The organism is Psychrobacter sp. KFRI-CH2-11 (genome assembly GCF_038239325.1).
Taxonomy (GTDB): Bacteria; Pseudomonadota; Gammaproteobacteria; order Pseudomonadales; family Moraxellaceae; genus Psychrobacter; species Psychrobacter celer.
In genome coordinates, this window is record NZ_CP151283.1 from 1 (window position 1) to 19,193 (window position 19,193).

Annotated in this window: 15 protein-coding genes; 14 read left to right on the top strand and 1 reads right to left on the bottom strand. The window is 47.8% G+C overall.

Annotation, left to right across the window (positions count from 1 at the left end; all coding sequences use genetic code 11):
• The first annotated feature begins 133 nt into the window (after positions 1-133).
• The 7 genes from rnpA (at position 134) to AADH33_RS00035 (ending at position 7,298) form a co-directional block, all read left to right on the top strand.
• Positions 134-505: a ribonuclease P protein component gene (gene rnpA, locus AADH33_RS00005; protein WP_348549162.1), complete on the top strand. Its 372-nt coding sequence runs from the start codon at positions 134-136 to the stop codon at positions 503-505.
• 1 nt (position 506) lies between these two features.
• On the top strand, positions 507-872 hold the full coding sequence (gene yidD, locus AADH33_RS00010; protein ID WP_348549163.1) for a membrane protein insertion efficiency factor YidD: 366 nt from the start codon (positions 507-509) through the stop codon (positions 870-872).
• Between the two features lie 215 nt (positions 873-1,087).
• Positions 1,088-2,770: a membrane protein insertase YidC gene (gene yidC / locus AADH33_RS00015; RefSeq protein WP_348549164.1), complete on the top strand. Its 1,683-nt coding sequence runs from the start codon at positions 1,088-1,090 to the stop codon at positions 2,768-2,770.
• 175 nt (positions 2,771-2,945) lie between these two features.
• A complete protein-coding gene (gene mnmE, locus AADH33_RS00020) occupies positions 2,946-4,403 on the top strand; it encodes a tRNA uridine-5-carboxymethylaminomethyl(34) synthesis GTPase MnmE (RefSeq protein ID WP_348549165.1) in 1,458 nt (485 codons plus the stop codon).
• Positions 4,404-4,516: 113 nt separating this feature from the next.
• The gene (gene nrdR / locus AADH33_RS00025) at positions 4,517-4,975 is read left to right on the top strand and encodes a transcriptional regulator NrdR (protein WP_058369796.1); all 459 of its coding nucleotides are present in this window, start codon (positions 4,517-4,519) and stop codon (positions 4,973-4,975) included.
• A 68-nt stretch (positions 4,976-5,043) separates the two neighbouring features.
• Positions 5,044-6,099: a bifunctional diaminohydroxyphosphoribosylaminopyrimidine deaminase/5-amino-6-(5-phosphoribosylamino)uracil reductase RibD gene (gene ribD, locus AADH33_RS00030; protein ID WP_348549166.1), complete on the top strand. Its 1,056-nt coding sequence runs from the start codon at positions 5,044-5,046 to the stop codon at positions 6,097-6,099.
• A gap of 524 nt (positions 6,100-6,623) precedes the next feature.
• Positions 6,624-7,298, top strand: a complete 675-nt coding sequence (locus tag AADH33_RS00035) for a riboflavin synthase (protein WP_348549167.1) — start codon at positions 6,624-6,626, stop codon at positions 7,296-7,298.
• A gap of 201 nt (positions 7,299-7,499) precedes the next feature.
• On the opposite strand, the gene AADH33_RS00040 is transcribed toward AADH33_RS00035, so the two are convergent.
• Positions 7,500-10,391 (bottom strand): response regulator, encoded by a 2,892-nt coding sequence (locus tag AADH33_RS00040; RefSeq protein ID WP_348549168.1) that lies wholly within the window; start codon positions 10,389-10,391, stop codon positions 7,500-7,502.
• A gap of 252 nt (positions 10,392-10,643) precedes the next feature.
• Here AADH33_RS00040 and fmt point away from each other — a divergent pair, with 252 nt between their 5' ends.
• The 7 genes from fmt to AADH33_RS00075 all read left to right on the top strand — a co-directional run bounded on the left by fmt (position 10,644) and on the right by AADH33_RS00075 (position 19,179).
• Positions 10,644-11,729 (top strand): methionyl-tRNA formyltransferase, encoded by a 1,086-nt coding sequence (fmt, locus tag AADH33_RS00045; protein WP_348549169.1) that lies wholly within the window; start codon positions 10,644-10,646, stop codon positions 11,727-11,729.
• A gap of 85 nt (positions 11,730-11,814) precedes the next feature.
• Entirely contained in the window at positions 11,815-13,389 is a 1,575-nt protein-coding gene (locus AADH33_RS00050) for a transcription antitermination factor NusB (protein WP_348549170.1), read from the top strand.
• Between the two features lie 57 nt (positions 13,390-13,446).
• The gene (gene thrC, locus AADH33_RS00055; RefSeq protein WP_348549171.1) at positions 13,447-14,868 is read left to right on the top strand and encodes a threonine synthase; all 1,422 of its coding nucleotides are present in this window, start codon (positions 13,447-13,449) and stop codon (positions 14,866-14,868) included.
• Between the two features lie 341 nt (positions 14,869-15,209).
• Positions 15,210-16,307, top strand: a complete 1,098-nt coding sequence (locus AADH33_RS00060; RefSeq protein ID WP_348549172.1) for a LysM peptidoglycan-binding domain-containing protein — start codon at positions 15,210-15,212, stop codon at positions 16,305-16,307.
• 64 nt (positions 16,308-16,371) lie between these two features.
• Positions 16,372-17,604, top strand: coding sequence for a DNA-processing protein DprA (gene dprA, locus AADH33_RS00065; protein ID WP_348549173.1), 1,233 nt, complete (start codon positions 16,372-16,374; stop codon positions 17,602-17,604).
• An 89-nt stretch (positions 17,605-17,693) separates the two neighbouring features.
• The gene (locus AADH33_RS00070; protein ID WP_348549174.1) at positions 17,694-18,323 is read left to right on the top strand and encodes an L-threonylcarbamoyladenylate synthase; all 630 of its coding nucleotides are present in this window, start codon (positions 17,694-17,696) and stop codon (positions 18,321-18,323) included.
• A 298-nt stretch (positions 18,324-18,621) separates the two neighbouring features.
• Positions 18,622-19,179, top strand: a complete 558-nt coding sequence (locus AADH33_RS00075; RefSeq protein WP_348549175.1) for a GbsR/MarR family transcriptional regulator — start codon at positions 18,622-18,624, stop codon at positions 19,177-19,179.
• The last annotated feature ends 14 nt before the right edge of the window (positions 19,180-19,193 follow it).

Consider the following 19,193-nt stretch of genomic DNA (forward strand, 5'->3'; position numbering starts at 1 on the left):
GTCAGTCTTCACAACTAACACATCGTCATATATTAAAAGCGCCGATATAGGCGCTTTTTTTGTCTCTATACTTTGCTTTGATATTTACGCTATTATTCTTGCTACCATCGTAAGCTCTCAAACTAGGTTGATTATGCCCCATACTGCTTTAGTGACCCCCAATGCTCGCTTTACCAAAGCGCAGCGCCTGCTCACGCCTACAGCGTTCAAAGAGGTGTTTGATGCGCCAGAGCGTAAACTTCATCAAAGCCATTTGATGGCGTTTGTACGTACTAACACGCATGGAGGTGCACGCGTAGGTATGGCGATCACCAAGCGCAAAGTACCCACGGCCGTGATGCGCAATCTAATCAAACGCCAAATACGTGAGCAGTTTCGTATCAAGTTTTTTAATCTAGAAAATAAAGATATTGTTTTTATAATAAAAAAACCCTTAAAAGATATAGATAATACAGAATTAAAAAATCAAATAAACAATATTTTTAAAAGAATAGAAAAAAAATAAAATGGGTTTTTTAATAAAAATAGTAAATAGTATTTTTTACAAGCTTTTTTATTATTTCATTGTTTTTTATCAAAAGATAATAAGCCCTATCATACCAGCGCGCTGTCGTTATTATCCAACGTGCTCTAACTATGGCAAGCAGGCGTTGGCATGGCATGGGGGGTGGTCGGGTAGCTGGCTGCTATTAAAGCGTCTAAGTCGCTGTCACCCTTTAGGCGGACATGGCGTTGATTTTGTGCCGTTACCGTTGTCTAGTTATCATTATCAATATTTATCCCCTGCTCGGCATACTGCTCAAGGTTTGTATATATTTAGAGACACCACAAGCTATGTTTCACGTTTAAACTATCTAATGAGCGTGCTCTGAGCAAACCTGCGCTTGGACTGGCCGAGGGTAACGCTTTAGTTACCCACAAGTTATCCACACTCTTGTATCATTTAGAGCGGTTTTTTAGTAAAATGATGAACATTTTATGTGATTGACTACTGATATTGCCGCTTCAAACACGGGTGAATACTGTGCGGTGGTCATGATACATGCCTGATTTTTCATTCCCTAATTTTTCAATCTAGGAAAGATTTATGCAAAAGATATTTCGGGTGATGATCATCATTGCGATGCTAATCACCGCTTATCTGCTGATTTTGGCATGGCGAGATGATTATGCCGATGCGCCAGCTGTAGAAACGGTGCCAGAAACCATTACTTCAGTGGGTGCTGACATTCCTTCTACCACTGGTGCCGCAGGTGACATTCCAGTACAGACGATGCCTGTAGATGCGAGCGGCGTTACTGACGCGCCAGTAAAAGACGCAGGTCTAATCACAGTCAACACAGATCGCTATGATATAAAAATCAATCCAGAAGGCGGCGATATCGTCTATGCTGCGCTCAAACAGTATGATGCAACGCTCGATAGCGATAAGCCTTTTGTGTTATTAGAGAATAATAACAGTCGGGTATATGTGGCGCAGTCGGGTCTGATTGGTCAAGATGGTATCGATACAGCAGAGGGTCGTGCGGTTTATAGGCACACTGCCAATAACTATGTGATGGAAGCAGGCCAGCAGACGCTATCGGTACCGCTCACCTACAAAAAAGATGGCGTAACGATCACTAAGACCTTTACCTTTACCCAAGATAAATATCCGATCGATATCAGTTATCAAATCCAAAACGCTTCTAACAATGCGTGGCAAGGGCAAATGTTTGCCCAGCTCAAGCGTGATGACAGTAAAGATCCTGGTATGTCTGATAAAGGCGCGCTTAGCATGGCAACTTATCTAGGCGGTGCTTGGGGTACGCCTGACGACCCTTATAATAAGCTAAAGTTTGGTAAGTTCAACGACGGTGAGCTGACCACTACCAGTGACAAAGGCTGGGTGGGTATCGTGCAGCATTACTTTGTTTCTGCTTGGACGCCTGACAACTTCACGGGTAAGTTCTTTAGCCGCGAGTCAGGTAACGACTACTTTATCGGCTTTAATAGCCAGCCCGTCAATGTCGCGCCAAACAAGCAAGTGACGCTCAATGCAACCTTGTACGCAGGACCAAAGGTGCAGTCTGAGCTTAAAGAAGTCGCTGAGGGTTTGAATCAGACCGTTGACTATGGGTTGTTGTGGCCAATATCTAAGATTTTGTTTGCGATTCTTGATGGCATTCATAAAGTCATTGGCAACTGGGGTTGGTCCATTATTGTTCTGACGATTTTGGTGAAGATTGCTCTTATGTGGTTTTCGAATAAAAGTTACTATTCGATGGCGAAGATGCGTGCTATCGCCCCGAAACTGCAGGCACTAAAAGAAGAGCATGGCGACGATCGCATGAAAATGTCGCAAGAGATGATGGCAATATATAAAGAAGAAAAAGTCAATCCGATGGCGGGTTGTTTGCCTATCTTGCTGCAAATGCCGATTTTCTTAGCCTTGTACTGGGTATTGGTTGAGAGTGTGGAGCTGCGTCACGCGCCTTGGATTTTGTGGATTCAAGATCTCTCGGCGATGGATCCTTGGTTTATCTTACCATTGCTGATGGGTGCATCGATGTTTGTACAGCAGCAGCTCAATCCGCAGCCAGCTGATCCGATGCAAGCGAAGGTAATGAAGTTTTTACCAATTATCTTTACCGCCTTTATGCTGTTCTTCCCAGCAGGTTTGGTGCTTTATTGGACGGTGAACAACTTGTTTAGTATGACGCAGCAATATATCGTCAACAGAAAAGTTGAAGAAGAGCAAAAACGTCGTACCGCTAAGGTACTCGATTAAGTTTCTTCACATTGTTAATTATTACTAAAAACCATCGCAGCGGCGGTGGTTTTTTTATTTATTAGTATTTTACAATCACTTTGTCATACATCGGTAAACGCAAGATTTGCTATATTAAGTTTGGCTTTGTCAGTCGCTCTTTAGCCGTCTATAATGGGGCTTTTAACTAATGAGAATGATTGTGGATTCTTTTGAGCTGGCGCAAGCCGTACCTGCTACATCTAATACGTCTAATTCATCAGGCTTGGCTACGATTGCTGCCATTGCGACGCCGCTTGGGCGCGGCGGCGTCGGCGTGATACGGCTATCAGGTGCGCGTGCCTACGACATTGCGTGTCAGCTAACGGGCAAGACAGCGTTTACTCCGCGCATGGCCAGTTTTTGCCGATTTTATCAAGCAGATGGTACTATCATCGATGAAGGCTTGGTGCTGTACTTCAAAGGCCCGCACTCGTTTACAGGCGAAGATGTGATCGAGCTGCAAGGGCATGGCGGCATGATTTTGCAAAACCAGCTGCTCGCTCGCGTGTTTGAGTTGGGTGCCAAGCAAGCGGGTGCAGGGGAGTTTTCTTACCGCGCCTTTGATAATGATAAATTGGATCTGGTGCAAGCAGAAGCAATCGCTGATGCCATTGATGCAACCAGTGCGGCAGCAGCGAGCAGTGCCATTCGCTCACTAAGCGGCGAGTTTTCGCAAAAGATCAATCAACTATTAGAGCAGCTTATTCATTTGCGTTTGCATGTTGAAGCTGCCATCGATTTCCCTGATGAAGAGGATGTTGATTTTTTATCAGATGGCGTGATTCAAGACAAGCTTGAGCAAACCCAAAGTAAAATCCAGCAGGTGCTGGCAACGGCAAAACAGGGCCAGCTGTTACGCGATGGGATTCATGTAGTGTTGGCAGGGCGGCCTAATGCGGGCAAATCAAGCTTGCTTAATCGTCTGGCTGGGCAAGAACGCGCCATCGTGACCAATGTGGCAGGCACCACGCGAGATACGCTACAAGAGACCGTCGTCCTCAACGGCCTGACCTTGCATCTCACCGACACCGCTGGACTTCGCGATACCGACGACACTGTCGAGCGTATCGGAATTGAGCGCGCGCGTACCGCGATCACGCAAGCCGATATGCTGCTGATGGTCTACGATGTCAGCCGCGACCTTGCAGAGGATAGCACACCGCTACAGCTGGCAGAGCAGCTATTTGGTAAGCTCCCAGATGCCAAAAAACTACTGATTATCGCCAATAAAAGCGACTTACTCACTGATGCCCACGATAAAGCGCAAATGGCCAACTCACAAGACGAAATCACTCAGCGTGGTTATGAGCAAGTAAATGTTTCATGTGAAACAGGCGCTGGTATCGAGACATTGATCGAGACATTATGTGCTAAGGTTGGTTTTCATCCACCAGAGAATAGTCTCATCGCCCGTACGCGTCATATAGATGCGCTCAGACGGACAGCTGGGCACTTAGCAGAAGCGCATGAGCAGCTGACGATCTTTCAGGCAGGGGAGCTGGTGGCTGAGAGCCTGCGACAAGCACAACTAAGCCTTGGCGAGATCACCGGAGAGTTTAGTGCTGATGATTTACTAGGTAAGATATTTGGTAGTTTTTGTATCGGCAAATAATGCCACTGATTGGCTATTTAAGTTCGCGTATTAACTTTTAAAAGTACGTCAGCTATCAAACTCAGCCTCATAAATGACGCCATGTATTCTTAATATCAAAATAAGGAAACGCTATGCACTGCCCTTACTGTAACGCGTCAGATACCAAAGTGATTGACTCGCGTCTGGCGGCAGAGGGTGCGCAGGTGCGTCGCCGCCGCTCGTGCAATAGCTGCCAAGAGCGCTTTACCACCTTTGAGATGGTGGAGGTGGTGATGCCGCGTATCATTAAATCTAGCGGCAAGATTGAGCCTTATGATAATGAAAAGCTGCGCCGCTCTATTTTGTTGCCATTACAAAAGCGCCCCATCACCATTGATGAGCAAGAGGCAATGATTAGCCGAATCGAAAAGCGCGTCAGGCAAATGGGGGAGCGCGAGATTAGTAGTAAGGTGCTAGGCGAGATCATCATGAGTGAGCTAAAGACACTGGACGATGTCGCTTATGTACGCTTTGCCAGTGTGTATCGCGATTTTCAGGATATCGATGCGTTTCATCAAGAGATTGCCAATATTCGCCCCAATGAAAAATAGTCTCTGTCAGTGCCATGGGTGAATGTTCAACACACCCTACATATTCTTTATAAATGAAGCCAATTCTTATGTCGAATTCTAACCACGCGCAAGCTGCACAAGACCGCTATTTTATGATGCTGGCGATTGAGCAGGCCAAGCAAGGATTATATACCACAAGACCCAATCCTGCGGTAGGCTGCGTGATTGTTCAGGCAGGAATGGTGGTCGGCCAAGGGTTTCATCCTAAGGCAGGCCAGCCTCATGCAGAGGTGTTTGCCCTCAAAGACGCAGGTGCGCAAGCGGTTGGTGCCACCGCCTATGTGACTTTAGAGCCTTGTAGCCATACAGGACGTACGCCGCCTTGTGCTTTAGGTCTGATAGAGGCAGGCGTACAGCGGGTAGTGATTGCTGGCCTTGACCCAAACCCGCAAGTAGCGGGACGCGGTGTACAGCTGTTAGAGCAGGGTGGTATCGATGTGACAGTGGGCGTACTGACAGAGCAAGCAGAAGCATTAAATCGCGGGTTTTTAAAGGCGATGCGTACTCAAATGCCCTACGTTCGGCTTAAGATTGCCACCAGTCTCGATGGTCGCACCGCGATGGCGACAGGAGAGTCAAAATGGATTACCTCGGTAGCGGCTCGTGAAGATGTACAAAAGCTTCGCGCCCTAAGTGGGGCAATTATCACTGGCAGTGAGACCATCGTTACTGATGATCCACAGCTCAACGTGCGCTCTACTCAGTTGGGCGTGCCGGCTGAGCAAGTCCTTACGCCTAAGGTGGTCGTACTCGATAGGCGTCAGCGCTTAGCGCACAACGCGCAATCAGAATACCAACTATGCCGCCGCGCAGATACGCTTTATTGGCGTAAGGACGATTTAGCCGAGCTGTTAAGGCATCTGGTCAGTGAGCATCAATGCTACGATGTATTGGTAGAGGCGGGCGCTAGCGTCGCAGGTAGTTTTTTATGCCAACAGCTGGTAGACGAGCTGATTGTCTATCAAGCGCCTTGTCTGTTGGGTGCAGCGGCGCGGCCGATGGTGAATTTTCATCCGCTGTCTTTATCTGAACAATTACGTTTTAATATAAGCAGCCATGAGCAACTCGGCCCTGATCTTAAGCTGACGTTGTATCCTTTATAGACCATAAGTTATAAACACTTTATCCACAAGCCTTGGATATTAAGGTCAAGATACCTGCCCTATAGATAAAAGGTTAAATAGTTATCTATATAGTGGCGATGCCTGAAGGGTGTACCTGTTTCACATGAAACTGTGTATAACTCTGTTTCATGTGAAACTAAAAAGGCTCTGATTTACTGTTTGTTTTATCAATAAGTTATAAAAATCATATACTTACGTTGATGTTATGCTGTTGATAGTGTGATAGTAAAAATACACAGGTTTGTGGATAACTTTGTATAAAACCGGGATTTACCACCGACAGGCTTGATTTTTTGTTACTTATCCACAACTTATCCCCTTATACGCTTAAAAGACAGTGCTTCTAGGAAATATTTAGATAAAAGCAAGGCTCATGAATTATCTATTAGTAAATAGTCATTATTTAGTATTTATCATCTATTGGACGCTACTGTAACGATTGTCACTATTGCTAAAAGCTGATAACAGCCCATAACAGCAAAAAATTAGGATACGAGGTCTCTATGTTTACCGGAATTATAGAAAGTGTTGGAAAAGTTACGTCCATGCAGCCTACAGGCGGTGACATACGCCTGACTATAGCGTCGGACGATTTGGATTTTAGTGATGTGAAGTTGGGCGACTCTATTGCTTCAAACGGCATCTGCCTAACTGTGGTAGAGATTGGTGATAAATCTTACTCTGTCGATGTTTCACGTGAAACGATTGCTCGTACTGCATTGGAAACCCTAAAGCCTGGAGATATCGTCAATTTGGAAAAAGCGATGCTACCCACCACGCGCTTTGGTGGTCATATCGTTGCAGGTCATGTCGATGGGGTCGGCCGCGTCAGCAAACTACAACAAGACGCGCGCTCTATCTATATCGAGATTGAGATACCCAAGGAGCTAGCGCATTATACCGCCACCAAAGGCTCTATCACCGTCGATGGCATCAGTCTAACCACCAACCTAGTACGTGACAATGTAGTTTGCCTCAATATCATCCCGCACACGGCGCAAGTGACCAATATCGCCAAACACTGGCTGGTCGGCAGTAAGGTAAATATCGAGGTAGATATCGTCGCCCGCTATTTGGAACGTCTGTTAAATAAGTCGCAAGCTGGCGACATAAACGCACCAAGTCCGCAAAGCCAAATCACCGAGGCATTCTTAGCCGATAATGGCTTTATGAAGTAGTGATAAGCTAAAGCGTAGGTATCGTCGATTCTAAATAAAAGAGTCAGGCATTGATTAACCAGCAAGGCTGATAAACGTTTTCTGGCGTGCTGTGCCGTTGCTGATAAAGGCCAGTCAGGTAGCGGGTTAATATTTTGATATTAACCCGCTATTTTTTTGGATATAGATACAGATACAGATATAGATATATTAAGCGGAATTTTAGTGTTTTATCAGATGTTGTAGCACAGCCTCGAGCTTTGTCTTATTGATAGGTTTGGATAAAAACTCGTCCATACCCACTTGTATACAAGCGTCGCGATCCTCGTCTGAGCTGTTCGCGGTTAGGGCGACGATTGCAATATCATCCCCTTGCGCGCGAATCGCTTGCGTGGCTTGTAGCCCATCCATGACTGGCATACGGCAATCCATTAAAATAAGCGAGATATCCTCCCGCTGCGCCTTTAGCTGCTCAAGCGCTTGTTGGCCGTCTTCTGCTACGATACTGCGATAACCCAGTTTACTTAAGATTTTACAGGCGATTTTTTGATTGGTTGGGCTGTCTTCTACCACCAGTATCAGCGGCTCTACGTCATCCTTGTGTAGGGGCGTGGCCACCGTCATGTCGTTTTTTGGCGTTTGGGTGGTCAAGCTTTGCCGAACAGGTAGCGTCAGTCGCGTCAGCTCAGAGAGCAGGAGGGCGCTTTCTAAGGGTTTTAATAAAAAACCATCGCATTGATCCAGCAGGGCAGAGGGTAGACGGCGCTCAGGCTTCATACTACACAAAACCTTAGGCAGTGATTTTTTAGACAATAAGTCATGTAGTGCTTGGCGTCTATCGTTGCTGGCCAGTATCAGGCGCTCTTTGGTTGCCTGTGTCTTTGATGCAAGGCTCTTTGGTGCAAGGCTCTTTGGTGCGGTCTTCGATTCGTTGATAGAGGTCTCGGCGGACAGTTTGTCGCTTTGCTCTGCCACTGGGTCAGAGGGGTTTATGGCGGTGTGGTCAGTGTAGTATTCATAATCCAATAACAAGACGGGCGCTAGGCTCTGGGCGTCTTTGCCAAGCCGCTCGGCCAAGTGCTCGATGGTGGCACTATCAACATCGGTATAGATCGTCGCTGGAATCGATAAATACTGGCACAAGCGGCGCAAGTAATCGGCCAGCAAGGTCTGGTTGACCACGGCGATAAGATGAATATGCTGTAAGTGCTGGTGTGGGTGATAAATCGGCTGATAACTTGGCTGCCGACAAGGCAGATAGAGGTTAAAGGTGCTGCCTTTATTGACCGCGCTTTTTAGCTCAATAAAACCGCCAAGCAAACGGGCAAAACTATTGACGTTATTTAAGCCCAAACCCGCTTCGATACTGTGGTGATAAGCGAGGTTGTTGTGTTGCTGAAGGGACGGGCTTTGTTTATTAAAATAACTCAATAACTGATGCTGTTTGGCGATATCGATACCTGTGCCTGAGTCTTTGATACTAAAACGTACCCAGTAGTGCGGCTGCTGCGCTTTTACCTGTTCATTGATCGGTAGTAGGCTGCCTTTATTGATTTGAGATACTTGCTCAGGACTGATAGCATCGATCGCCAAGGCGACATAGCCTGAGGGAGTAAACTTGATCGCATTATGAAGTAGATTTAAGAGTATCTGGCGCAGGCGTGTATGATCTGTATCGATCACACGTGGACACTCTGGATCAAAGAAATAAATAAGTTCTAGCCCCTGCTGGCGCGCATGATCTATGGCCGCGTCACCCACTTCTTGCCCAAGCTTATAAATATCGACAGGCGCTATGCTCAAGCGGGTTTTTCGAACCTCTATATCGCCGATATCTAGCATGTCGTTGAGCGTGGTGAGCATATAGTGACTGGTTTTTATCAGTGTCTCAAGCGTGTGGTTTTGCTTATCGGTCAAGGTGCTAGGGTCGATAGGCTCGAGTGTGTCTATCAAAGACTCCAGCGGTAGGCGCAGTTTATGCCCCATGATAGAGCGCAGCTCGCTAAACTCATCGATTTTTTGTTGTAATTGTTGGTTTTTTAGCCATAGCTGCTCTGTTTGGTTGGCCAGCTCATTGATATTATTGAGCAAAACGGTAAAGCCATGCACCTGTCCATGCTCACCAAACCATGGCGTCACATGCAGCTGATAGGTTTGTTGGTCTTTTATTCCTAGCACCGTTAGCGTACGCGTGACGCGCAGATTGACCAGTCTTTGTAGCAGCTGTTGGGTGGGGTCGTCTGTGCCAGCGACAAAGTCTGTCAGCTGCTCGCTGCCACTGCTGTGCGCAGGTCTGATAAAGACTTGTTCAAAACGCTGGTTAAAAAAACTGATTTGACCGTGGCGCATGATCATTGCCATCGGTAATGGTGCTTGCTCAATCAGGCGCTCAAGACGGTGCTTGAGGGTTTTGATGCGCCGATAGTCGTTGTGTAGCTGATAGTTGATACGGCCGAGCGCATGACCTAAGCGTAAAAACTCCCCAGTCGATTGGCTTTCTAAAAATGGCGGCGGGGTATAGGCTTCTTTTGCATTGTCACTCAAATTATCCGTATAACGTAATAGCTGCTCCCAGTTGGTGCGGCGCTTGAGCATGTATAGCAGTGCAGTGATAAATAACCCAATGGCTGCCATCAGTGGCAACCAGTATTTATAAGAGGTCCAGTCGATATCAAGCGGCTTATGACGCAATATCATATATATCCGGTGGCCACTATCTAGCTCAATGGTGCCCGCCAGATTGCGCGCATTGAGCGTATAAGCGCCATTATTCTGAGCAGAGGCTCTGACAGTCGGGAACGTCACTGTTGAAAACGCAGGCTCGTTCGGACGGGTATCACGATGAATGTATGTCTGTCCGGAGGGCAGCATAAAGATAAGCTGATAGCTGATGCCGTTAAGTGCCGGATGCGCCAAAATTCCCTTTAGCTCATCGTTTCGTAGCACGGCATGCTCAGTGAGCTCGTGTTGTAAGGTAAAAAAAGTATCGACGCTGTGCTGCTGTTGATACTGCCTCATACCATCAAACAACATAACATAATACAGTACTAGCATCACCAGCAACGTTAGGACATAAAATAACAATAAGCGCTGTAAGGACTGAAACTGTTGCATGAAAGCGAGGTCCTATATCGTCACTTGGCAGGATAAATGTGGCATGACCACTACCATGATAAAGCAGTCAATGTCTTTAATATAACCAATGACGGTTATCTATAGCAAAACAATCGCTGTTTTATTGTCTATAGCGCCTATTATAAAGCGAAAAGACCTCGTAAGTAACGCTGAGTAGGCGCGGTTACAATCATGGCACAATACGCCAAACTCACCTATAATGAAGCACCGAACCCTATATAATGCATGATTATGACGACAATTGCTCCTGCTTCTAAGTTATCCCCCTCATCTAGCCTTGCCGACACGACTTCTAACACGCCATTACGTGTGGTGTTTGCTGGGACGCCTGAGTTTGCGGCGGTCAGCCTCGAGTCGCTCATTGCCCAGCAACAAGCACTCAACATAGAGATTGTGGCGGTTTATACCCAGCCTGATCGCAAAGCGGGCCGCGGGCAAAAACTGGCCGCCTCAGCGGTCAAGCAAGTGGCGCTCGCCCATGATATCGTGGTAGAGCAGCCACCGACCTTTAAAAAATCGAGCACCGAAGGCATGGCGGCCCGCCAGACGCTGCGTAGCTATCAGCCCGATGTGATGATTGTTGCCGCTTATGGGTTGATACTACCTGCGGGCGTACTGACGACACCCACTTATGGCTGTCTTAATATTCATGCTTCGCTACTGCCGCGCTGGCGTGGTGCAGCGCCCATTCATCGTGCGCTCTTGGCAGGCGATAGTGAGACTGGCATTACCATTATGCAGATGGATCAGGGACTAGACACCGGTGACATGCTCTACAAAGTCAGTGCGCCTATCACCGCTGATGACACGGCAGCCAGCCTACACGACAAAATGGCAACATTGGGCGCGGACGCCATCGGTACTGTGTTAAAGGATTTGGAGCACTATCAAGCCCAAGCCGCCGCGCAAGATGACAGTCAAGCCAATTACGCCGAAAAGCTTGTCAAAACCGAAGGCGAGATTGACTGGGCACAATCGGCGGTGATGATTGAGCGTCAAATTCGTGGTCTGACACCGTGGCCAGGCGCTTATACTTTTTTCAATGGTCAGCGTGTGAAGATTTTGGCCAGCCTACCGGTCAACCCCTCGCAGCAAACCGAACTGCCCGCTGGTACCATCATCAGTGTCGGACGCAAAGCGATATTGGTCGCTTGTGGCAAAGACGATAGCTTGGCGGCCAGTCATACTGAGCAGGCGAGCGGGACATTGGCCATTACCCATCTGCAGTTTGCAGGTGGTAAGCCGATGACAGCAGAGCAAGTCTGCCATGGCAACCAATTAAATGATGGCGACCAGTTCACCAAAGAATCAAACTAATTCAATTAAGCTTCATGTACTTTAGTTATAAGTTATCTAACCTTTATCAGACGCTATCGCGCATACGTCAAGGAACAGCAACTCAATGAGACATCCCAGCCCCGCGTCTAAAAACCATAAACCCTCAAGCAACCTGATTATGAATGGCAGTGTCCGCGTACGAGTCATACGTACCTTGTTGGCCATTCAAAATGGGCAGTCGTTGGCAAGCGTTCTTGATCCTTTGCTCAACAGCTTGCACGATGGTGATAAAGGGTTTGCCCATGCGCTACTTTTGACGACCTTACGCCAGTGGCATGCGCTGGCGCGGCTGCTGGATAGTTTGGCGGACAACCCTATTGATGAAGTTGAAGTTCGTACTACCATTCAGGTCGGTCTGGTGCAGCTACTGTATTTAGAAGTCGCTGACCACGCCGCGATACACGAAACGGTGGAGGCGGCAAAAGAGGTCGGCTTTGCTCATGCGACTGGTCTTATCAATGCCATCCTGCGCAAGGTCGCCAAAAACCCCAATAAGTTTCGCAAAAAATGCAATAAGAACCACAGCCTGCCGAACTGGCTTGCTTATCAGCTCAAGCAAGACTGGAGCGAGCAGTATGATGCGCTGACACAAGGACTGCGGCAGTCAGCCCCGATGTTTTTACGAGTAAACGCGGCGACCACCTCAGTTACAGAGTATCAAGAAGTGCTATACGGAGCAGAGATTGAGACAGAGCTGACTGAGATGACCACAGGTTTTTGTCTACCCAGTGCCTCTAACGCTGCGGCTGTTACTCTAGCGACTACAGGTCTGCGGCTACGCCAAAGCACTGCTGTCAGCGCCTTGCCTGACTTCGCTGACGGCATCGTGAGTGTACAGGACATGCACGCGCAGCTTGCAGCACCGATTATTCATCGTGCTTTGATGAGTAAGGTGAGTGCTGATAACTCTCAGGCGGGCTTGGATAATCATGAGCTGCATATCCTAGATGCTTGCGCGGCACCTGGGGGCAAACTGGCGCATTGGCTAGAATTGTTGAGCTCTGAAGATGCGTCAGTCTTGTTTCACGTGAAACAAGACGATACAGCGGCGACATCAGCGCCTACGGGCATCAAGCTCACCGCTATCGATAATGAAGCATCGCGCATCGAGCGTATTTATGACAACCTAAAGCGTCTTAACTTTACCCAGACAGACTTGGCGCAAAGTAGCAGTGATATCGCCCTAGATATCGTCTGCGCCGATGCAACCCGCTGGCGCAGCACTGGTGCGTCTAAAAAGCAAGATTCTGCTAAAAACAGCGGCGTATTTGATGCTATATTACTGGATTCGCCTTGTACGGCGACCGGCGTGATTCGTCGTCATCCAGATATCAGCCTCTTGCGTACCGAAGAGGATGTCGAGCAGACCGTATCATTGCAAGCAGAGATTTTGCAAAACCTATGGCCACAGCTCAAAGTCGGCGGTTACTTGTTATATGTGACTTGCTCTATTTTAAAGCAAGAAAACGTCCTGCAAATGCAAGACTTTGTCAGTCGTCATGACGATGCGGCGGTGGTTGCGTTTACCGAGGCGTGTAGTTGGGGTATCGAACAGGCGATCGGGCGTCAGTGCTTGCCGATAGATCGCGAGGGTGGCGATGGTTTTTATTATGCGCTGCTACAGAAGACAATGGCATAAAACTGCTGAATAAACCGTTTTAAATATTGAAAAAATCATTGTAGACAGGACAATCTCATGAAATATATCAGTACCCGTGGTCAGACAGCACCGATGGATTTTAGTGATGTGCTTTTGATGGGGCTTGCGCCAGATGGCGGTTTGATGCTGCCTGAGCAGTATCCGAGCATTGATAGCGCTACCCTTGATGAATGGCGTACGCTGAGCTATCCGCAGCTTGCCATGGCGATTATGCAGCGTTTTGCCACGGATATCCCGGCGGCTGATTTGCAAGATATCATCGAGCGTACTTATACCGCTGACGTATTTGGCTCTGACGAGATTGTCCCTGTCCGCAAACTTGAAGACGGCCTGTATATTTTAGGATTGTCCAATGGTCCGACGCTGGCATTTAAAGACGTGGCTATGCAGTTTTTGGGCAATGCCTTTGAATACGTGCTGAAAAAGAAAGGCGCGCGGATTACCATCATTGGTGCCACCAGTGGTGATACGGGCAGTGCCGCGGAGTATGCGCTACGCGGCAAAGAAAATATCGAAGTCTTTATGCTGTCACCGCATGGCAAGATGAGTGAGTTCCAGCGTGCGCAGATGTATAGTTTGACTGATGACAATATCCATAATATCGCCATCGACGGTATGTTTGATGACTGTCAAGATATTGTCAAAGCGCTGCAACAGGACGCGGCATTCAAAGCCGCTTATAATCTCGGTACGGTGAACTCGATCAACTGGGGGCGTATTCTGGCGCAAATCGTGTATTACTTTAAAGCCTATTTTGCCGTCACCACAAGCAATGACGAAAAAATCAGCTTTAGCGTACCATCGGGCAATTTTGGCAATATTTGTGCCGGTCACATTGCTCGTGAGATGGGGCTGCCAGTCGATCGCCTTATCGTCGCCACCAACGAAAACGATGTGCTCAACGATTTCTTTAATCAAGGTGCCTACCAGCCGCGCCCAGCTGAGCAGACTTACGTGACCTCTAGCCCATCGATGGATATCTCCAAAGCCTCTAACTTTGAGCGTTTTGTCTATTTACTGCTCGATAAAGACAGCGCGCGCGTCCATGAGCTATTTGAAGGCGTGAAAGCCGGCCAAGGGTTTGATTTGTCTGATTTAAAAGATAGAGTCAATACTCGCTACGGTTTTGCCGCTGGCAAATCGACGCATAGCGACCGCTTACAGACCATCAAGGCGCTTTATGAGCAGCATGGTGAGTTGGTCGATCCGCACACTGCCGACGGTATTAAAGTCGCTAAAGAATTACAACGCGCAGGCGAAGTTATCGTATGTGCCGAGACTGCTTTGCCTGTGAAGTTTGCCGATACCATTGTTGAGGCTGTTGGGCAAATTCAGATTGCTCGTCCAGCCCATACCGAGGGGTTAGAGGATTTGCCGCAGCATGTCGTGGTATTAAACAACGACGCTGAGCTGGTCGCTGAACAAATTCGTCAATATGTAACGGCAAACCCAGCGTAATTAATAGAGGTATTTAACGCTCATTGTAAAAAGTAAATCTAGGAAATCATCCACATAAAGGTTACGCCATTGTAATAAAGTGTTTATGATTGTGTTATGGTAGATATAATTGTAATATGAGAAACAGCGTCGGCAGGTCTTCATCGTGCTAGACGCTTTTTTAGCCATAAACATCAGTCAATTACAAAAAACAGCTGCCCAATAGGCGTCATAATAATTGCATTGCTGTGTCTGTAAACTGCGCTGAGTCTCTACGAATATATAATCGAAGGACTTGACAGGTATAGACGTAAGTAGGGTTTGTTAAGGCGGCGACAGCGGTACATATTGTGGATATAACAATGAAGATGAGCTTAAAAAAGATAGCAAAAGCACTGTTGATCACGACATTTAGCAGTGCCATGCTAATGAGTACTGCCCACGCTAATAATCCACCACCTACCATCAAAGCCGATGCCCCCAATCGCTACATCGTCAAAAAAGGCGATACCTTATGGGATATCTCTGGGCGCTACTTAGACAGCCCATGGCGCTGGAAAGAGATTTGGGCAACCAATAAACAAATCAAAAACCCGCATCTGATCTACCCAAACGACATCCTTATTTTGTGCGTGATTCAGGGTAAAACCTTGGTCGGTGTCGATACGGGCGAAGGCTGTGCAGGAATAGAAAAGCAGCTGATGGGTGATGTCACCGCCAGTGCAGTCACTGTGACCTCAACGGCCAACAGTATCCCTCCTATTCCTTGGTCAGCAATTCAGCATTGGCTCGATAAGACCATCATCGTCGATCCACAAGATTTTAATACCACGCCATACATCTTGGCTTCTAAAAACCGCAACTTAATCACCGCCAGTGGTGATAAGGTCTACGCCAAAGGCGTACCACTGATCGTGGGGCAACGCTATGGCATCTACCGTGAAGGTGAGAGGTACGTCGAGCCAAAAACCCAAAAAGTCATCGGTCTTGAAGTTACCCAAGTGGCCACAGGCCTAGTAACATCGACAGAAAGCAACGGCGTCACTAGCCTGCAACTGACAGACAGCTATGGCAAAGAAGTGCGCGAAGGTGATCGGGTGTTTGTAGAATTAGACAATGCGATCCCGCCTGTGTTTTATCCAACCCCAGCCAGCGTCAGTCGCGGCGGTATGATCGTACGGGTGATGGATTCGATCAGCTCCGCAGCAAAAGGTAGCGTGGTCGCCATCAACCTTGGTAGTACGCATGGTGCCAAACCTGGTGATGTGTTGACTGTGTACCAAAAAGGACCATTGGTGCGTGATATCAGAGACAATGATACGCCAGTGCGTTTGCCAAACGAGCCAAGTGGGATGCTGATGGTGTTTAATACGTTTGAACATATCAGCTACGCCTATGTACTGGATTCTGAGCTGCCACTGAATGTCGGTGATCAGTTATTACCGCCGCCATATTTATAAACACGCCAAACACAGTACAAGGTTTTGAGATGAGTACCCGATCTTAGCGGAGGCGAGCCAAACGATGATGACAGCAGTCACTCCTTCTTTATCAGACGAGCAGCGCGCCATAGTGGCGCTGTGGTATGAGGTGAATGCGTCATTGTCTGCTTATCACAAGCTGACGACGAGCTTTGGTAGTGCACAGCTGGCGTGGACGGCGACAGTAGAGGCTTGGCGGCAGCTGGGTATTCATTATACCCATCTCAAACGCCATGAGCAGCCAGCGCAAACACGCGCTAATATCGACAAAATCCAACAAGCGCGCGTAGAAGGACGCTATGGGTTACTGTTTGCCGATCAAGCGGACTATCCTGCCCAGCTGCTACAGATCTATGATCCGCCGCCAGTGTTGTTTTATCGCGGTAATCTCTCTCGTCTACACCAAGCCCAAATCGCCATCGTCGGTAGTCGTAAGCCCACCGCCCACGCACAAAAAATCACCTTTGATATGGCGCAGTACTTAGCGCAGGCAGGCTACATTGTCACCAGCGGGCTGGCCATGGGGGTGGATAAACGCGCACATCTAGGCGCACTGGCACAGACAGATTTAGCCCATCAAGGCCGGACGATCGGGGTAATGGGCACAGGAATTGATGTCAATTATCCCAATCACCACGACCAGCTATTTAGTCAAATCATCGAGCAGGGCGGCTGTATCATCAGTGAGCTGCTACCGCATACGCCGCCGCACAAGCATACCTTTCCGCGCCGCAATCGCTTGGTCGCAGGACTCAGTCTAGCGACTATCGTCACCGAAGCCACCATTCAAAGTGGCTCGCTGATTACCGCGCGCTTGACCTCAGAGCAAGGCAAGCAAGTCTTTGCGGTGCCAAGTCATATTGACAATAGCAATGCTGAAGGCTGCCATCATTTGATACGCGAAGGGGCGACGTTGATTTATCATCCTCAGCAGGTTATTGAAGATGTCAGCAGCCAGCTTAGCCACCAGATAGGTCATGGTAGTCGCGTGCCGCCGAACAAACGCACACCTTCTGATAATGATAACGCCGCGGCATCAGCTCAGGTAGCAAACACTGCAGAGAACCCGCTGCCATCTACGATAGCTCATCACCCTGACCCTGTGGTTCCCAAACACTTGCAGCCAATATATGAGCAGCTTGATTGGCATGGGCAAGATTTGGATGCGCTGTTGCTGGCCACCACACTTGAAGCGCCAGTTTTGATCGGGCAGCTGATGGAGCTTGAGCTATTGGGTCTCATCAGCGTACAAGGCGGGCGTTACTTGCGTGTCTAAAAAATGCTATTTTTGCGAGTGGCTGTCTTAGATTGGCTTTTTGCTGTGGTATGATAAGTTTCTACCTTTTTACTTTTTGTACCTTCATCATGAAACCATCCTCCTCCGTTTTGGCCGACTCTGTCAGCCAAGCTGCTACTTGGCTAAAAAGTGGCCAGCTACTTGCTTATCCAACCGAAAGTGTCTGGGGTATCGGCTGTGACCCTTATAATCAAGCCGCCGTACAGCGCATCTTGACCATCAAACAGCGACCAATCGCCAAAGGCATGATTGTCATTACCGATAGTGCCGAGCGTTTAGCGCCGCTGCTTGCGCCTTTGACACAGGCTCAGCGTCAGCCTATTTTGGCGAGCTGGCAGACGGACAGCGACAACACCCAGCCGCAGTATCAACAAGCGCATACATGGCTATTGCCTATTCCGCAAACACTAAGCACCAGTATCCCTCATTGGATAACCGGCCAGCATCAAACCGTGGCGGTACGGGTCATCTCTCATCCGCTTATCCAGCAGCTGTGCCAGCAGTTGGTCAGTGAGCAAAACCCTTTTGGCCTGCTGGTCTCCACCAGCTGTAACCCTTCAGGCCAGCCGCCTGCCATGACTTTCTCTGAAGCTTATGCGTATTTTTCTGAGCAAATCGGCTACTTACAGGCTGATACCTTGGGATATACGCTGCCGAGCCAAATCCGTGACGCGCGCACAGGTTTGATCATTCGTTAGCGCCCACTCATGCTTTACAGAAAATCAGACACACGGCATAAGTAGGTTGGACTGGGTTTTGTATTAATCTAACTATATATCGTCTTATAGTCGATTCTAAATAAAACAGATACATTATATATCAACGTGGAACTGGTCTAAATTTTCCTTGCGTGCTGTGACTGCGTTGCTCGATGCTGCATAAAACTCATCCCAGTCCCACTGTATCGTTTTTATACTGAACTCACTATATCATCATATTGTCTTGTGATTTCACTGTTGACAGAAATAAAAGAATAGCGCAGTATGGAGATAGACAATGGTTATCAATTTAAAAAATAGCGTGTATCTATCAATTATGAAACTAAATCCTGTGACTGAAAAATTCGTTTTGCATTGGGGAGAGATGGGCTCGCAGTGGGGCATCAATCGCACCATGTCGCAGATTCATGCGTTATTGTTTATCATTGGAAAGCCTTCAAATGCTGAGCAGATTACTGAAACGCTTGGTGTTGCACGCTCAAACGTTTCAAACAGCCTCAAAGAGCTACAACATTGGGGGCTGGTACAAAAGGTCTCAATACTGGGCGACCGCCGCGATCACTTTACCACCAATACCGACGTTTGGGAGTTGGCACGTATCATCGTAATTGAGCGTCAAAAGCGTGAGCTTGAGCCGACAGTACAGTTTTTGCAGGCGCTCATAGACAGCCCAGAGTTTGAGCACGAAAACAGCGACGTAAAAGCTCGGCTTCGTGAGACACAAGCATTCGTCGAAACAGTGACCACGTGGTCTTCTGAGATGCTACGATTGCCCAGCAGTGTACTCAAAAAGATATTGAAGTTGGGTAGTAGTATAAAAAAAGTCTTACGTTAATGGGCTGTGTTAAA

Bases quoted from the DNA above. Each gene is read 5' to 3' on its own strand.
- fmt (WP_348549169.1), top strand. From the start codon at position 10,644: ATGACGACAATTGCTCCTGCTTCTAAGTTATCCCCCTCATCTAGCCTT.
- ribD (WP_348549166.1), top strand. From the start codon at position 5,044: ATGTCGAATTCTAACCACGCGCAAGCTGCACAAGACCGCTATTTTATG.
- AADH33_RS00070 (WP_348549174.1), top strand. From the start codon at position 17,694: ATGAAACCATCCTCCTCCGTTTTGGCCGACTCTGTCAGCCAAGCTGCT.
- yidC (WP_348549164.1), top strand. From the start codon at position 1,088: ATGCAAAAGATATTTCGGGTGATGATCATCATTGCGATGCTAATCACC.
- rnpA (WP_348549162.1), top strand. From the start codon at position 134: ATGCCCCATACTGCTTTAGTGACCCCCAATGCTCGCTTTACCAAAGCG.
- AADH33_RS00040 (WP_348549168.1), bottom strand. From the start codon at position 10,391: ATGCAACAGTTTCAGTCCTTACAGCGCTTATTGTTATTTTATGTCCTA.
- AADH33_RS00060 (WP_348549172.1), top strand. From the start codon at position 15,210: ATGAAGATGAGCTTAAAAAAGATAGCAAAAGCACTGTTGATCACGACA.
- dprA (WP_348549173.1), top strand. From the start codon at position 16,372: ATGATGACAGCAGTCACTCCTTCTTTATCAGACGAGCAGCGCGCCATA.
- AADH33_RS00050 (WP_348549170.1), top strand. From the start codon at position 11,815: ATGAGACATCCCAGCCCCGCGTCTAAAAACCATAAACCCTCAAGCAAC.
- AADH33_RS00075 (WP_348549175.1), top strand. From the start codon at position 18,622: ATGGTTATCAATTTAAAAAATAGCGTGTATCTATCAATTATGAAACTA.
- AADH33_RS00035 (WP_348549167.1), top strand. From the start codon at position 6,624: ATGTTTACCGGAATTATAGAAAGTGTTGGAAAAGTTACGTCCATGCAG.
- mnmE (WP_348549165.1), top strand. From the start codon at position 2,946: ATGATTGTGGATTCTTTTGAGCTGGCGCAAGCCGTACCTGCTACATCT.
- thrC (WP_348549171.1), top strand. From the start codon at position 13,447: ATGAAATATATCAGTACCCGTGGTCAGACAGCACCGATGGATTTTAGT.
- nrdR (WP_058369796.1), top strand. From the start codon at position 4,517: ATGCACTGCCCTTACTGTAACGCGTCAGATACCAAAGTGATTGACTCG.
- yidD (WP_348549163.1), top strand. From the start codon at position 507: ATGGGTTTTTTAATAAAAATAGTAAATAGTATTTTTTACAAGCTTTTT.